The organism is Melittangium boletus DSM 14713, assembly GCF_002305855.1.
Lineage (GTDB): Bacteria > Myxococcota > Myxococcia > Myxococcales > Myxococcaceae > Cystobacter > Cystobacter boletus.
On sequence record NZ_CP022163.1, the window covers coordinates 6,928,904 to 6,944,111 of the forward strand.

General features: G+C 70.4%; 15 protein-coding genes. 6 read left to right on the forward strand and 9 right to left on the reverse strand.

Translation table 11 applies throughout. The features are described 5' to 3' along the window. Nucleotides 1-15: 15 nt before the first annotated feature. Nucleotides 16-429 carry a hypothetical protein gene (locus tag MEBOL_RS28970; protein WP_095980480.1) on the reverse strand — a complete coding sequence of 138 codons (414 nt, stop codon included), beginning with the start codon at nt 427-429 and terminating at the stop codon, nt 16-18. A 98-nt stretch (nt 430-527) separates the two neighbouring features. Here MEBOL_RS28970 and MEBOL_RS28975 point away from each other — a divergent pair, with 98 nt between their 5' ends. After that, the gene (locus tag MEBOL_RS28975) at nt 528-1,061 is read left to right on the forward strand and encodes a GNAT family N-acetyltransferase (protein WP_095980481.1); all 534 of its coding nucleotides are present in this window, start codon (nt 528-530) and stop codon (nt 1,059-1,061) included. Between the two features lie 127 nt (nt 1,062-1,188). Next, nucleotides 1,189-2,583 carry an MATE family efflux transporter gene (locus tag MEBOL_RS28980; protein WP_095980482.1) on the forward strand — a complete coding sequence of 465 codons (1,395 nt, stop codon included), beginning with the start codon at nt 1,189-1,191 and terminating at the stop codon, nt 2,581-2,583. 47 nt (nt 2,584-2,630) lie between these two features. On the opposite strand, the gene hmpA is transcribed toward MEBOL_RS28980, so the two are convergent. Continuing rightward, complete coding sequence (hmpA, locus tag MEBOL_RS28985; protein ID WP_095980483.1) at nt 2,631-3,815, reverse strand: NO-inducible flavohemoprotein; 1,185 nt, start codon at nt 3,813-3,815, stop codon at nt 2,631-2,633. Nucleotides 3,816-3,954: 139 nt separating this feature from the next. Between hmpA and norR the strand changes: the two genes are divergently transcribed. Next, nucleotides 3,955-5,517 carry a nitric oxide reductase transcriptional regulator NorR gene (gene norR / locus MEBOL_RS28990; protein ID WP_245918937.1) on the forward strand — a complete coding sequence of 521 codons (1,563 nt, stop codon included), beginning with the start codon at nt 3,955-3,957 and terminating at the stop codon, nt 5,515-5,517. Nucleotides 5,518-5,529: 12 nt separating this feature from the next. Here the strand turns inward: norR and MEBOL_RS28995 are convergent, their stop codons facing one another. Together MEBOL_RS28995 and MEBOL_RS29000 are read right to left on the reverse strand one after the other, a co-directional pair. Next, nucleotides 5,530-6,765: a DUF1990 family protein gene (locus tag MEBOL_RS28995; RefSeq protein ID WP_095980484.1), complete on the reverse strand. Its 1,236-nt coding sequence runs from the start codon at nt 6,763-6,765 to the stop codon at nt 5,530-5,532. Continuing rightward, entirely contained in the window at nt 6,762-7,370 is a 609-nt protein-coding gene (locus tag MEBOL_RS29000) for a DUF1990 family protein (protein ID WP_095980485.1), read from the reverse strand. Before MEBOL_RS29000 ends, MEBOL_RS28995 begins: the two co-directional genes overlap by 4 nt. Before the next feature lie 65 nt (nt 7,371-7,435). Between MEBOL_RS29000 and MEBOL_RS29005 the strand changes: the two genes are divergently transcribed. From MEBOL_RS29005 to MEBOL_RS29015, 3 genes are read left to right on the forward strand one after another with little or no spacing between them, the layout of a single operon-like run. Continuing rightward, a complete protein-coding gene (locus tag MEBOL_RS29005; RefSeq protein WP_095980486.1) occupies nt 7,436-7,726 on the forward strand; it encodes a hypothetical protein in 291 nt (96 codons plus the stop codon). A gap of 22 nt (nt 7,727-7,748) precedes the next feature. Then, nucleotides 7,749-8,999, forward strand: coding sequence for an MFS transporter (locus tag MEBOL_RS29010; protein ID WP_095980487.1), 1,251 nt, complete (start codon nt 7,749-7,751; stop codon nt 8,997-8,999). A 57-nt stretch (nt 9,000-9,056) separates the two neighbouring features. Beyond that, complete coding sequence (locus tag MEBOL_RS29015) at nt 9,057-10,475, forward strand: protein-disulfide reductase DsbD family protein (RefSeq protein WP_095980488.1); 1,419 nt, start codon at nt 9,057-9,059, stop codon at nt 10,473-10,475. Here MEBOL_RS29015 and MEBOL_RS29020 read toward each other — a convergent pair. The 5 genes from MEBOL_RS29020 to MEBOL_RS29040 all read right to left on the reverse strand — a co-directional run bounded on the left by MEBOL_RS29020 (nt 10,472) and on the right by MEBOL_RS29040 (nt 15,152). After that, nucleotides 10,472-10,834, reverse strand: coding sequence for a cupin domain-containing protein (locus MEBOL_RS29020; protein ID WP_095980489.1), 363 nt, complete (start codon nt 10,832-10,834; stop codon nt 10,472-10,474). The genes MEBOL_RS29015 and MEBOL_RS29020 overlap by 4 nt on opposite strands. 24 nt (nt 10,835-10,858) lie before the next feature. Further along, nucleotides 10,859-13,093 carry a S41 family peptidase gene (locus MEBOL_RS43250; RefSeq protein ID WP_095980490.1) on the reverse strand — a complete coding sequence of 745 codons (2,235 nt, stop codon included), beginning with the start codon at nt 13,091-13,093 and terminating at the stop codon, nt 10,859-10,861. A 357-nt stretch (nt 13,094-13,450) separates the two neighbouring features. Next, a complete protein-coding gene (locus tag MEBOL_RS29030) occupies nt 13,451-14,008 on the reverse strand; it encodes a DUF2378 family protein (protein WP_095980491.1) in 558 nt (185 codons plus the stop codon). Further along, the gene (locus tag MEBOL_RS29035) at nt 14,005-14,610 is read right to left on the reverse strand and encodes a tRNA-uridine aminocarboxypropyltransferase (RefSeq protein WP_095980492.1); all 606 of its coding nucleotides are present in this window, start codon (nt 14,608-14,610) and stop codon (nt 14,005-14,007) included. The genes MEBOL_RS29030 and MEBOL_RS29035 overlap by 4 nt, the downstream gene beginning before the upstream one ends. Beyond that, nucleotides 14,607-15,152 (reverse strand): hypothetical protein, encoded by a 546-nt coding sequence (locus MEBOL_RS29040; RefSeq protein WP_095980493.1) that lies wholly within the window; start codon nt 15,150-15,152, stop codon nt 14,607-14,609. The genes MEBOL_RS29035 and MEBOL_RS29040 overlap by 4 nt, the downstream gene beginning before the upstream one ends. Nucleotides 15,153-15,208 lie beyond the last annotated feature (56 nt).

Sequence of the window (15,208 nt, forward strand, 5' to 3'; positions counted from 1 at the left end):
GGGGAGGGGAGGGGCTCAATCGCTCGCCAGGAGCGGTCCGACGAGCAACTCCTCCGACGTCTGGGGCTCCCCGAGACTCCGGCTCTGTCCGCCTCCTTCGTAGGGGTACACCAGGAACAGCGAGGAGGCGCGTGTCTCGACCTGGATGCCCATGCCGGACTCACTTCCGGATTCGAGCGTGGTGACGAGCGCGATCGCCCCGATGCCGCCCGAGGCGATGCAGCGCTCGAGGTGCGTGAGGGTGGCCTCGAGCAGTTCGTCCCAGGAGGCGCGTGGCAGGGCGTCCCTGGGAAAATAGGTTCGTGGATGGTCGCCCGCCGGATCAAGGGTCAGCCCGAACGGGAGCACGGAGCCCTGCTTGCGCAGCAGGAGCAGGCCCGCCTCCTTGGCCACGTGCAGCGCCTTCTTCAGCAACTCTTCATCGTTCATTCTCCAGGAAGGATGCCCTCGCGCCGTGTCGGAGCGCCATCCAGAACTGGATGGGCGCTTGCTCCCATCCCGGCCATTGGATTGAATCCGATGCCCCCATGAGCACGGAGCCACGGATCGAGGAAGTGAGCGCGGAGGCCCTGGACCTGGAACTTCTCGCGCTGGCCGATGTGCTCCATGCGAGTGTCCAGGATGGAGCCAGCGTGGGCTTCGTCCTGCCCTTCTCCGTGGATGCGGCGAGCGACTTCTGGTGCCGGGTGCGGCCCGCGCTCCAGACGGGGGCCCGGCGCCTGTTCGTCGCCCGGTGGGAAGGCCGCGTGGTCGGCACCGTGCAGTTGGTCCTCGACACTCCTCCCAATGGCAGGCACCGCGCGGAGATCGCGAAGATGCTCGTGCATCCGGCGGCGCGCCGGCGCGGCATCGCTCGGGCCCTGATGCTGCGCGCGGAAGACGAAGCGCGCCGCGCCGGACGGAGTCTGCTGGTGCTCGACACCGTGCCGGGAAACGCGTCGGAGCGGCTCTACCGCTCGCTGGGATTCCAGGTCACCGGCATGGTGCCGGAGTACGCCTGCTCCATTCATGGGGCGCTGGAGCCCTCCCTGTTCATGCACAAGTCGCTGCGCGACGCTTGACCTGGACGTGTCGACGCGAGGGGAGGGCACAAGGTTGTGGCACCAACGGTGTCCATGGCGACCGTTGGGGTGGTGTGAGTCTGGCCAGCGCTCGACAGCGCGCTCGCGGCATGCGACATGCCAGACCATGGACGCACTGCCTCGAACGGCAGCCCCGGCTCCGCCCTCCCTGGGGCTGTTCCGCCTGACCTGGCCCATCTTCCTGGAACTGCTGCTGTTCATGCTGATGGGCACGTCGGACACGCTCATGCTCAGCGGCGTCTCGGACGAGGCCGTCTCCGCGGTGGGCGTGGTCAATCAGTACATCTCGCTGTGCATCCTCATCATGAACGTCGTCAGCCACGGCTCCTCCGTCGTCGTGGCGCAGTACCTCGGAGCGGGCAGGAGCCCCGAGGCCGCCCGGATCTCGGCCCTGGCCATCACGATGAACCTGCTGCTCGGGCTCGTGGTGAGCGCGGTGCTGTTGTCGCTCGGCGACCTCATCTTGAGCCACATGAACCTGCGGGGCGCCCTGCTGGGGCACGCGCGGGCGTACATTCGCATCGCGGGCGGGTTCATCTTCCTGCAGGCCCTCATCAACGTCATCTCCGCGCTCATCCGCACCTACGGCTTCACGCGGCAATCCATGTACGTGTCCCTGGGCATGAACGTGCTCCACGTGGCGTGCAATTACGCGCTCATCTTCGGCCACTTCGGCCTGCCCCGGCTGGGCGTGACGGGAGCGGCGGTGTCCACGGGGGTGAGCCGGGCCACCGCGCTCGTCGTCTTCGTGTGGATGCTCTACCGGGTGATGGACGTGCGGATGGTGGCGCGCGACTACGTGACGTTCTCGCGGGAGTACATCCGAAAAATCCTGAGGGTGGGTGTTCCCGCCGCCGTCGAGCAGCTCACCTATCACTCTTGCCAGACGGTGTTCCTGTACTACGTCACGTTCCTCGGGCCCACGGCCCTGGCGTCCCGGCAGTACGCCATGGCCATTTCCCAGTATGTCTTCCTGTTCAGTCTGGCGATTGGAATGGGGACGGCCATCGTGGTGGGGCGGATGGTGGGGGCGCTCCGGCCGGATGACGCCTACCGGCGGGCCCTGGAGAGCTTGAAGTGGGCGGTGGCCATCACCGTGCTGGTGGACCTGCTCGTCATCCTGCTGCGCCTGCCACTGGTGGGCCTGTTCACGGCCAATGCGGACATCCTCCAGCTCACCTCGCGGGTCATCCTGCTGAGCCTGCTGCTGGAGTCCGGACGCTCCTTCAATCTTGTCCTGGTCAACGCCCTGCGCGCCGCCGGGGATGCGCGGTTCACCGTCTACATGGCCTTCACCTCCATGGTCTGCATGAGCCTGCCCCTGGGCTACCTGCTCGTCTTCCGCCTGGAATGGGGACTGCCCGGCATCTGGCTCGCGATCGCGGCGGACGAGTGGATGCGCGGCCTCGTCTTCTGGTACCGGTGGAAGAGCCGGGCGTGGGAAAGGCAATCGCTCGTCGCGCCCCAGGAGGAGCGCGTCACGGTGGCACTCGGCGGGTGACCCACGGCGGGCGGCACGCTGGCCGCACGCCAGCGAACCCTCCTGGCTTATTGCAGCGCCTCGGCTGGGCCGAAGAATTCGTAGTGGCACTGTGCCGGCGGCACGCCCAGTTCGTGCAGCATGCGCTTGATGCAGGCCATGAACGGCTTGGGTCCCAGGAAGTGGACCTCCGCATCGCCATGGGCGGGCAACCACTGGCGCAGATGCTCCAGCGTCGGTCGGCCTACCGCGTCGGGCTGGCGCGCTTCGGTCGGATCGACGTGCTCGTAGACGGTACGCACCTGGAGGTTCGGGCGCTGCGTCGTCCAGGTCCGCAGCGTGTCGGCGAAGGCATGCACCTGTGCGTTGCGCGCGTAGTGGATGAACGTGATCGGGCGAGCTTTCGGCAGCGAGCTCTCCAGCATCGCCAGGGTCGGGGTGATGCCGACGCCGGCGCTGATCAACACCAGCGGCTTGTCGCTGGGCCGCAGCACGAACTCGCCCGAGGGCGGAAAGACCGTCAGCTCGTGGCCCGGTGCCACCGCGTCATGCAGGTAGTTGGACGCCTTGCCGCCGGGCTCGCGCTTGACGCTGATGCGGTAGCTGCGGCCGTTGGGCGCGGCCGACAGCGAATAGGTGCGGCGGATCTCCTCACCGTCCACCCACAATCGCAGGCCGATGTACTGGCCCGGCTGGAAGTCGGCGACCGCGCCCCCGTCCACCGGCGCGAGGTGGAACGAGGTGATCTCCGCGCTCTCGCGCACCTTGTTCGCTACGCGGAAGGCGCGTCCGCCGCGCCATCCACCCGGGGAGGCCGCCTTGGCGTCGTAGGCGGCCGACTCGGCCTGGATCAGCAGTTGCGCCAGCTGTGCATAGGCGGCGCTCCAGGCATCGATCACCTCGTCGGTGGCCACCTGTGGGCCCAGGACCTCGCGGATCGCGCGCAGCAGGCAGGTACCGACGATGGGATAATGCTCGGGCTGGATCTGCAGGGCGACGTGCTTGTTGACGATGCGCGAGGCCAGCGGGCCCAGGGCTTCGAGCCGGTCGATGTGGCGGGCGTAGGTCAACACGCCGTCGGCCAGCGCGCGCGGCTGCGCCCCGCTGGCCTGGTGGGCCTGGTTGAACAGCGGCCGCACCTGGGGGTACTCGCGCAGCATCAGCTGGTAGAAGTGGGTGGTGAGGGCTTCGCCGCCGGTTTCCAGCAGCGGGACGGTGGCGCGGATCTGGGCGCGCTGGGCTTCGCTCAACATGGTGGGGGACCTCCCTGTGATGTCACCCCATGCAGAGCAATCCCGATGCCATGCCACGCCCCTCGTGGATCGACGAGAGAGGTGCGCGCGAGGGTCATTCTGACGCGTCATAATGACCGCACCCCCTCACCCGGCGGTCATGATGACTCGTCACCGGCAGTTGCTCGATGCCTTGTTTCCCCTGGTCGCCGACCTGACCCGCGCGCTCCCAGAGCAGGAGCGCTACGCACGGCTGCTACAGGCCCTCCAGCAACTGCTGCCGGCCGACGCGATCGCCCTGCTGCGCCTGGAGGGCGACGCGCTGGTGCCGCAGGCCACGCTCGGCCTGAGCGCCGACACGCTGGGCCGGCGTTTCGTGGTGGAGGCCCATCCGCGCCTGCGGGTGCTGCTGGCCGCACCGGGAGCGATGCGCTTTCCCCCCGACAGCCCCTTGCCCGATCCCTACGATGGGCTGGTCGACCACCCCGCGCCGCACCTGGATGTGCACGACTGCATGGGCTGTGCGCTCCGCCTGGAGCGGACGACCTGGGGCCTGCTGACCGTGGACGCGCTGGACGCCGGGCGGTTCGCCGCCGAGCACCTGGAGGTGTTGGAGGCGTTCGCACAACTGGCCGCCGCCACCGTGACCGCGGCCGCGCGGATCGAGGCGCTGACGCGGTCGGTGCAGCAGGAGCGGACCCGTGCCGACGCCTTGCTGGCCAGCGGCGTACCGCGCACCCTGCTCGGGCAGAGCGGGGTGATGCAGGCCCTGCGCGAGGAGATCGCGCTGGTGGCGGCAAGCGACTTGACCGTGCTGATCACCGGCGAGACCGGCGTCGGCAAGGAGTTGGTGGCCCAGAGCGTGCACGCGGCCTCACCCCGGGCCGCGCGGCCGCTGGTCACGGTCAACTGCGCCGCGCTGCCGGAGACGTTGGTGGAGAGCGAGCTGTTCGGCCACGTGCGCGGGGCGTTTTCCGGCGCGGTCGGCGATCGCCGCGGCAAGTTCGAGATGGCCGACGGCGGCACGCTGTTCCTGGACGAGATCGGCGAGCTGCCGCTGGGCATTCAGGCCAAGCTGCTGCGCGTGCTGCAGGGCGGCCAGTTGCAGCGCGTGGGCTCGGACCGAGAGCACCGCGTCGATGTGCGCCTGCTCACCGCGACCAACCGGGACCTGCCCGCCGAGGTCCGCGCCGGACGCTTCCGGGCCGATCTGTACCACCGCCTCAGCGTCTACCCGCTGCGCGTGCCGCCGCTGCGCGAGCGCGATCAGGACATCCTGCTGTTGGCCGGCGGTTTCCTGGAGGAGAACCGGCGCCGCATGGGCCTGCGCGGGTTGCGCCTGACCGCCGGGGCGCGGGCGGCACTGGGCCGCCACGCCTGGCCGGGCAATGTGCGCGAACTGGAGCACCAGCTCAGTCGCGCCACGCTCAAGGCGATGCAGCGCCAGGCCACGGCGACGGCCGCCGGCCAGCGCATCGTGTCCATCGGCGACGAGGACCTGGATCTGGCGACCCCGGGCGCGGACCTGGGCATCGCGACGGCCACGCCGGCCCCGGAAGTGACCACCGCGATCACGCTGCGCGAGGCGACCGATGCCTTCCAGCGGCAACTGCTGGACCGTACCCTGCGGCGCCACGGCGGCAAGCTCGCCGCCGCCGCGGCCGAGCTGGGAGTGGACCGGGCGAATCTGGCGCGGTTGCTGCGCCGGTTGGGGATGCGCTGAGCGCCGCCTTGCTCACCGCAGGGAGGCGAAGAGCTTGCCTCCGATGGCGGCGGCCGCGGCGTCCTCCAACAGGCCCGCGACCGCGTTGGGCACACCCAGCCGACGCGTGGCGAACCTGCGCAGCGTGTAGAGGCCGAAGGCGGACACCACCGCCGCCGTGGCTCCCACCACCGCCCGGACCGGGGACAGCCTCTGGCCCGGCGCCGCCACCGCGGCTCCCGTCAGCGCCCCCGTGAGCACTCGTCCCAGCAGGGCGGGCGGCGAGACGCGCGCGGGAATCCAGGGCGTCTTGTCCGCCACCCACTCGCCCGCGGCCAGCAGGCCGAGCACGCCCGATGTCTTGCTCCACGGCAGCCGCGCGCCCCATCCCTCGGGCGCCGTCCTGGGCGCGATGGAGAAGTGGTAGCTCAGCAGGGCCGGGGCGCTCATGCTGCGCATTCCAGCCAGCACGCCGAAGCCCACCGTGGTCAGCCAGTCCCGCCCGCGCTCGCTCTCCACCTCGCGCTCCACGTGCACCAGACGGCGGCTCAGGCCTCGCTGCGAGAAGAATTGCACCGGCAGCCGGCTCACCCGCAGGTGCGTGTGCTGCATCTCCTCGCCTCCCGGGTGTTGCACCAGGTGGCCCTGGCTCAACAGTTCGCGCAGGCGCATGTGGGCCAGGTGGTGCCACGCGCGCTGGTAGCGCCGCCCCATCAGCTCGAAGCCCACCGCGCTCCACCAGTTGGGGAACTCGCCCTCGCGCCAGGCCGCCTTGATGTGGAAGCGCAGCTCGCCCGTGCGGTGATCCTTGCTCAGGAGGAACCACTCGCGGCCCGACTCCACGTGCCCCACCAGCGTGTCGATGCTGAAGCCGTAGGCGGTGCGGTGCTCGTCCTGCTCCGAGCGCACGGCCCGGATGCGCACCGGGCACAGGTAGCGCAACACGCGCAACGGGCGCAGCTCGAGCAGCATTGGCCGGCCCAGGAGCGGCATGGCGCTGTCGAAGTGGCCTCGCACGATGCGCGGGTCGGAGAAGCCCAGCTCCGTCACCGCGTGCTTGAGCCGCGCGAAGGCGTCATCCCCCGAGGGCGCTCCCGGCCGGTCACAGCCGATGATGGCCTGCGACTCCACCAGGCTCCAGCCGTTGTCGGGCGTCATGTCCTTCTCCTGCCCCTCGAAGTTGAGGGGGAGGGTGGCCGCCTTCCCGAGCCGCGCCAGCAACTCCGGATCCGACCAGCCCGACTTCCAACGCCACTCGACGTTCGTCATGCCTCGTCTCCCCGCGCGAGATAGGTGGGGCCCCGGATGTCATCCGCGTCCTCGTGCGCCTTCTCCATCACGGTGGTCTCCGCGTGGATGAAGCCGATGACGCCCTCGCCGCAGGTGAGCGCGACGTTGTTGACGAAGTCGGTCCAGGTGTTGGTCTGCATGGCCTCGCCGCCGCTGTAGAACCCCAGGTAGATGATGCGCGAGCCGGAGCGCGCCCGGCTTCGGATGTGGAAGATGACGTCGCCCCGCTCATTCCGGTAGGCACCAAATGTGATGCGCCCCGCCTCGGGGTGGCCGGGAAGGGTGGCCAGGGTGAAGCTCTGGCGATCCCGGTGGATGATGCGTACGTGGCACTCGCCCGCGCCGCGGATGTTCACCTCCATCTCCTCGCCCACTTCCAGGGGCGTGTCCGGGCCTCCCGTGCGCTCGAAGACGACCAGCTCCTCGGGGGCGAACTCGCCGAAGCGCGTGGCCACCAGTTCCATCAGTTCCGAGGGCGAGAACGTGCAGTTCTGGATGAGCGCCCAGTAGTCACGCTGCAGCAGCGGGCCGGCTCCATCCGACGCGCACAGCAGCCCTTCGTGTATCCGCTCGCTCGCTTGCATGCCCACCCCTCCACCTCTCCGTTCGCCAGGGAGGACTTAAATATGGGACCTGACGGGAGGGCGGCATGCACAAGGACATCAATCCAGCGAGTGAACGGTCGACGCGGGACTATCGGGCGGCGACGGTGATGCGGGCGGAGCACACGGAAAGTTCCCTCACCCGGTTGTTGGAGCAGCAGGCGGCCAAGGTGCCCTCGGACGTCTTCCTCTTCGCGAGCCTGTGCTCCATGGCCTTCTCCCTGGGCGCGGAGCTGCTCGGCCACGAGCGCGCCGCCCGCTTCACGGGCATGTGGGTGGGGCCGCTGCTCATCATGGGCGTCTACACGAAGATGGTGAAGACGTTCGGCGCGAGCTGAGTTCCCGGGTAGCGTCCGGGGCGTGACGCGACATTCGTTCCGCAAATTGGGGCTGCTCAGCGCGCTGTACTTCGTGCAGGGCCTGCCCTACGGCTTCCAGACCACCGCGCTGCCCGTGTACCTGCGCAAGCAGGGCGTGTCGCTCCTGGTCATCGGCAGCCTCGGGCTCCTGGCGCTGCCGTGGATGGGCAAGGCGCTGTGGGCGCCCCTGGTGGACCGTTATGGCTCGGAGCGCATCGGCCGGCGCAAGTCGTGGATCCTCCCCATGCAGGCGGGGCTCGCGGCCACCTGCGCGGTGGCCGCCTTCGTCCCGGTGCCCGGCGCGCTGCCCGTGTTGCTCGGGCTCGTCTTCTTGATGAACCTCTTCGCCGCGACCCAGGACATCGCCGTGGATGGCTTCGCGGTGGACCTGCTGGAGCCGCGCGAGCTGGGGTGGGGCAACTCGGCCCAGGTGGTGGGCTACAAGCTGGGGATGCTCACGGGGGGAGGGCTGCTCCTGTGGATGAGCGATTCGCTCGGCTGGCGCGGGCTCTTCCTGGCGATGTCCGCGCTGTCCCTGGGGGTCTTCGCGGTGGCGGCCCTGGCGCGAGAGCCCCGGCGCTCGGACGCGGAGACGGGCGAGGGCGGGGAGCGGATGTCCTGGCGCGAGGTGCGTGAGCGGCTCGTCGCCCTGTGGCGCTTGCCGGGCACGGGGTGGGTGCTGCTCTTCATCGGCACCTACAAGCTGGGCGAGACGATGGTGGACGTGCTCTTCAAGCCCTTCCTCGTCGACGCGGGCTTCGCTCCCGAGTTGATCGGCCAGTGGGTGGGGACGTGGGGCATCATCGCGTCGTTGCTCGGCTCCGCGGCGGGCGGTTTGCTGGCCAGCCGCATGCCGTTGCTGGGGGCGCTGGCGCTCGCCTCGTGCCTGCGCGTCTTTCCGCTCGGGGGCGAGTGGTGGCTGGCGCTCCATACCCCCACGCCCACCGGCGTCATCGTCACCACCGTGGCGGAGCACTTCTTCGGCGGCGTGCTCACGACGGTGCTCTTCGCCTTCATGATGTCGCGGGTGGACCGGCGCATCGGGGCCACGCACTACACCCTGCTGGCGAGCGTGGAGGTGATTGGCAAGTCGCCCGGTGGGCCGCTGGCGGGGCTGCTCGCCTCCACGCTGGGGTGGAGCTACGCGGACGTGTTCCTCCTGGGCACGGTGCTGTCGGTGGTCTTCGTGGCGTTGCTCTGGCCGCTGCGCCGCTCGGCGCCCGCCCCGAGGGCCCTGCCGCCTCCGGCATAGGGTGCACCCAACCGGGGCTCGCGCGTATATAGGGGCCCCGGTGGTCGAAGGAGCGTCATGGATATGAAGAAGAAGGTGGGCGTCATCGCGGCGGTGATGGGTCTGGCCGTGGCGGTCATTCCCTGGCTGCTGCCGACGGGGCTGAGCACGGGGCTGGACGCGGCGCGCTTCCTGGAATCGGGCAGCCTCGCCCTGGGCGCGGCGGTGGTGTTCGCCGGGGGTCTGCTCACCGCGATGACCCCCTGCGTCTATCCGCTCATCCCCATCACCGTGTCCGTCTTCGGCGCGCGCCAGGCCGAGGGCCGGGGCAAGGCGCTCCTGCTGACCAGCTCCTACATCGTCGGCATGGGCGGGGTGTTCAGCGCCCTGGGCGTGCTGGCGGCGAAGACGGGACAGGCCTTTGGCTCCATGCTCGGCAGTCCCGTGGTGGTGACGGGGCTCGCCGTGTTCCTCCTGGCGCTGGCCACCTCCATGTTTGGCGCCTTCGAGCTGGCCCTGCCGAGCGCCCTCCAGCAGCGGCTCAACTCGGTGGGTGGCTCTGGCGTGACGGGCGCCTTCCTCATGGGCAGCGTGTCCGGATTCCTCGCGGCGCCGTGCACGGGGCCCGTGCTCACGGGATTGCTCGCCTTCGTGGCCAAGTCCCAGAGCACGGTGCTCGGCGCGGCGCTGCTCTTCGTCTACGCGCTGGGCATCGGCGTGCCCTTCTTCCTCATTGGTGTCTTCACCGTGCGCCTGCCCCGGAGCGGGGTGTGGATGGAGTGGGTGAAGAGCGTGCTGGGCATCGTCCTGGTGGCGCTCGCCTTCTCCTATCTCAAGGACGCGTTCCCGGCGGTGGGCGGCGCGGTGAAGGGCGTGCTCGCGCGGCTGGGCCAGGCGCCGGGGACGGCCATCGCCGCGGTGATGGCGGGCGTGGGCGTGCTCCTGGGCGCCATTCACCTGTCCTTCAAGGAGGGGCCCCGGGACTTCGCCTTCAAGACCTTCGGGGTGACGCTCGTGGTGCTGGCGCTGGTGCTGCGCGGCGGCGCGCTGGACGAGCGGGGAGTGGGGACGTGGTGGGTGTCGCTCGGCTGGGCCGAGCCGCCCCAGGCGCCTGCTTTCGCGTGGAGCGCGGTGCTGCCCGCGCATGGCGCCACCTTCTCCCCCGAGTCCTTCGAGCAGGTGCTGGCCCGGGCCCGGAGCGAGGGCAAGCCGGTGATGATCGACTTCTTCGCGGACTGGTGCGCGGCCTGCAAGGAGCTGGACCGGGAGACGTACCCGTCCGTCGAGGTCATCTCCGAGTCCGAGCGCTTCCTCAACGTGAAGGTGGACGCCACGCGCGCGGATGACGCGCTGGACGCGCTGATGGAGCGCTTCGAGGTGGAGGGACTGCCCACGGTGGCGTTCGTGTCGTCCCGGGGCGAGATCCTCCGCGCGCCCCGGGTGACGGGCTTCCTGGAGCCGCGTCCCTTCGTCGAGGAGATGAAGAAGGTGGATTAGCTGTCGCGGTGCACGGTGTCGGGCGAGAACGCGGGCAGGCAGACGGAGATGTACTCGGCGCCTTCCTCCCCGGGGGTGCTGTAGCGCACCCACTCGCCGGGCTGGGTCACCACGGCCTGGCCCGCGTGGACGTCGAGGACGCCTTCCCGGCTCTCCACGCGTAGCACGCCCTTGAGCACCACCGTCATCTCCTGGAACTCGGGCGTCTGGCCGGGCTCCACCCAGCCGCCGGGGCTGCGCATGTGCGCGACGCTCAGGCCGGCTTCCTTCGAGTTCACCCGGCCGATGTACTCGTCGATGAGCTTGGGCTTGTTGCCCGCGGCTTCGACGCGGGTGGGGTGGGGGATGAGACGGGGCATGGATGGGCTCCTGGGGGTGAGGGTTCAGCGGGGGGGGCCGACAGCGGAGTTGCCCTGGCCCCGGAGGAATTCGAGGGCTTGCTCCAGCACCTCGTCCTTGCCGCTCCGGATGCCCGCGAGCGTGGGCCGCGCGTACACCTGGGGCTTGAGCCCCACGCGCTGCAACTGCCGGCCGTCCGCGTGCCGCACGTCCTCGCCGGAGAAGAGCAGGGCGATGCCGCCGGGCAGCACCAGGTTGGTGACGTCGCCGTTGGCCCCCGCGCTGGGCGTGCCGATGAAGGTGGTGCCGTTGGCGGCCTCGAGGAACAGGCCCGTGAGCTCCGCCTGGCTGATGGTGCGCTCGTCGATGAGCATCACCGTACGGCCGCGGTACAGGGGCACGTTGGCCTGGGGAAGCTCCTCGTGGAACTTGTAGCGGCCGGTGGACTCGCCCGCCGAGACGACGTTGCGCTCGAACACCGCCCCATAGCGCACCTTGCGCGTGGTCAGGTACGGGGTGAGGGCCCAGAGCGTGCCGTTCGGGTAGCCGCGCATGTCGAGCACCAGGGCGCGGGTGCTCTTCATCTTCTCGAAGAGGGGCGCCACCTCGGCTGGCATCAGGCGCGTCAGGTCCACGTAGCCCACGTTGTCCTGGGACAGGCGCCAGGGGTCGCCCGAGGGCGGAGCTGGCCGCAGGCTCCGGGTGAAGCGCACCTGCTTGAGCTGGCCGTCGGTGTCGCGCACGCCCACCGTGGCCTGGGAGCCATCGGGGCCCGACAGCGCGCGGGCCCACAGGCGGTAGCGCAGGGCCGCGGCGTGCGAGGCCGTGACGTAGGGCTTGAGCGCCTCCATCCGCTGCGCGAGGGGCTGTCCGTCGAGCGTCTCGAGGACCTGGCCCTTCTTGATGCCCGGGGCCGCCGCGGCGTCTCCCACGCGCACCACCACCGGCTTGCCGTCGAGCTCCATCACCTCGAAGGGCGCGAAGCCTCCCGCGATGCCCCGCTTCTCCAGCTCGGGGTGGCCGTGCAAGGTGACGTGGCCGTCGCGCAGCAGCGCGCTCATCTCCGCCACCGCCAGCGCGTACTGCGCGGCGTCCTTCGCCTGGGCGAAGCGGGGCAGGAAGGTGCGCAGCGCGCCGTCCCAGTCGCTGTCCATCAGGTGCTTGTAGGGGTAGAACAGCTCCACGACGTTCCACAGCCGGAAGAGCGCGAGCAGGCGGTATTCGCGGCCCGGGTACGTCATCTCCGGGTACGCGGCGTCCGCCCGCCAGCGGCCCGGGGGCAGCTCCACCTCGCGCGACTTCACCTTGCGCACGGGCTTGCGCGCCAACTCCAGCGCCTTCTGCAGCGTCTCGTCCTTGCCCTCCGAGCGGGCGCGCCGGGGCAGCACGGCGTCCGCGCGCAGGGGGACGCCCAGCTCGCTCAGGCGCACCGTGGCCACCAGCCCCGCGCCCAGCTCCACCCGCGTCTTCTCCGCGCTCGCGCCGTCGTCCAGCCGTCCCTCGGTGATGATCTGCGCCAGGCCCTGGGCCTTCATCGTCAGCACGCGGGCGTCCACGGGGGACTGGTCATCCAGCAGGAAGATGACGGGGCGTGGCTTGCCCTGGCCCCTCGGGGCGATCACCTCGCCCGACGTGGTGAGCAGCGAGCTGTTGAAGCGTCCATTCGGAGGCAGGGTGTGCGCGCGGTAGCCCGAGTGGAACACCGTGCGCTCGCCAGGGACCTGGAGGGACTGGGTCAGCAGCAGCGGCAGCACGTCACCGAGCGCCCGCCACATGACCTCGGGCGCTTGGGCGTCCAGGCCCCGGGCCCGCAGATCCAGGAGGATGGCCTTGGCCTTGGCCAGGTCCGCGCGAAGCGTCTCGGGCTGGGGCGCGCTCAGGTCCAGCAGCAGCACCTCCTTGGCGGGCCACCGGTCGGACGCTCGCGCCGGGCTCTGAGCCGACGAGGCCGTGCCTTCCGGTGTCTCGTCGGGGCGGAGCACGCGCGTGGCGGGATCCTTTAGCGCCTCCAGCATCTCCTGCACGGCCTGGGCATAGGCGGCGGCATCTCCAGCGGCCTCGACCTGGGGGATGGCGGCCACGAGCGCGGCGTCCCAGTCGATGTCCTTATAGGCCAGCGCGGGGTGCCGGTACTTCACCTGACCCCACAGCCGGGCCAGGTGGGCCAGACGTTCCTCGGAGGAAGGCAGTGCGGGAGCGGCGGTGGGCGGCGCCGCCGAGGCCGTCCAGGCCACGAGGCCCAGGGTCAGGAGGAAACGGGGAAGCAGGGTGCGCGACATGGGCCTTCCTGGCGGATGGACATCATCCGGGAAAGGCAGGCTAGCCCAGTCTCCCCTCTTCCCCGAAGGGCGGAGTGCGTTCCCGTGTGACGTGTCGGGTGGGGGTGGAGGGCGGAGGGTGTGAGCGGCTTCACAGACGGCGCGCCCGGGGCATGGGAAGGTGCGTCTCAGAACAAGGGAGGGTTGCGCCGGGCGAGGGGGCTTGTCCGGTGGCGGCCACACTCCCGGGAGCTGTCGACCGCATCGCGATCGCGTCTCCCGGTTCCCGCGGCGCCGGGGGGCACGCGGGATTCTACGGAGCCCACTTCCCAGTGCCGACAGGTGCTGGGAGGTGGGCTTCGCTTTTTCGCGGCGGGTTCAGTCCGCGCTCCAGGTGACGAGGAAGGTGGCCTCACCGCCCTCTTCCCGGGACATCAGCGTCACGCTCAGCTCCTGGGTACCCCCCGTCTTCTCCAGCGCCTCGGTGAGCAGGCCCCGGAAGAAGCCGGTATTCGGTGCGTGGTTGAACCACAGCTCGTAGCGGCTCGGCCCCACCGGGTGCAGCCGCGTCTCGGTGTAGTTGTTCGCGCTGCGGAAGTTGCGGCTCATGCGCTCCAGCGATCGGTGCGGCCCGATGACGCGCGTCATGGCGAACACCGCCTTGCCCATCAGCGTCTGCCGGTAGGCGGCCATGAAGGCCCGGCCCAGCGCGAAGGAGGCCTCCTCCCGAGGCAATTCCGGCCAGAGCTGCCCGGTGATGAACTCGAGCACCCGGGAGTACACGGCCACCGGGTAGGCGGGCTCGAGCTGGCGCGGATGGACGCCCAACGCCGCGAGCCCGGCGATGTGCTCGGGGAGCAGGGGCTGGCCGAGCACCCGCAGCAACGACTCCATTGTGTAGTCGTAGACGAGCTTCTCCCGGTGCTCGTCGCTCATGCGTCATCCCCTTCGTCGTGGGAGGGGCCCAGGCCGCGGCAGGACAGCACGCGGTCGATCATCAGCTCGTGCAGCGCGTAGAGCGGGCGCGCCACCTCTTCCCCCTCGAGCAGGGCGAGCGCCCCGGCGATGGCCTCCACCGTGGACATGCCGTAGGGGTGGGGAGGCTGGCGCAGACGCCGCGTGTCGGGCGCGGGCGGCGGCAGGGCGATTCCCGGCAGGCGCAGGAGCCCGGGAATGCGCTGGTACATGCGCCGGGCCTGGGCCCAGCTTCCATCGAGGATGACCAGGCGCTCGGGGGGCGGTGCATCCGGGGCCGGGGCGGGGGCCTCGGGGAAGACGATCCACGTGTTCGGCTCGGCGAGCACCGACGGCTCGAAGGCCACGCCCGGAGCGCCATAGGGCACGATGCGGCAGCGCTTGAGCGCCAGCCCCGCGATCCGCGCCGTGTTGGTGGATTTGTGGGTTTCCTTATGGTGGCGGATGACGAGCACGTCGGTGCGCGTGTCCACCCGGGGCGCCTCGGCGCACAGGCACAACGCGAGGGGCAGGTAGCAGCCCCGGCAGCGGCCGGCGAGGTCCGCCGGGGTACTGGATCTCATCGGCGCTGACGATAGCGCTGCATGAACTCGCGCGCCTCGCGCAGCTTCGTCTCCACGAAGCGATCCTCCGCGTCCATCTCCTCGTCCGTGTCCAGGGCGAGCTGGAAGAGCGCCGAGAGGTGGGCGGGGTTGATGTCCAGCCACTCCGCCGTGCGGTCCAACACATTGCGGCGCTGGCCGGAGAACGTCTCGGGGTTCTCCTCGGGCATGCAGCGGCAGACGCGCGCGGTGTCGCTCGCCACGTCCACGTAGAGCCCGAGCACCTCGGTGTCCAGCTCGGTGGAGATGGCCGCCGCGGCCTCGGTGACGTGGGCGGCGAGCGCGTGCGCGGCGGAGCGCTCGGTCATGGAGCGCACCAGGTAGACGCGCCAGCCCGCCTCGCCGAGCGTTCCGGCCGCCTCGAGCGGAGCGAGCTCGGCGGGCGGAGCGGAGATGCGCGTGAGCACGCGGCGCACGGGTGCCTCGATGTGCTCGAGCTGGGCGCTCGAGGTCGGGCAGAAGAAGACGACGCGGTACTCACGGCTGTCGACGGAGGGTTCCATACGGGTACTGCGTTTCCGTGGCGCGAACACGAGGGGTGGAAAGGAAAAGAGGACCA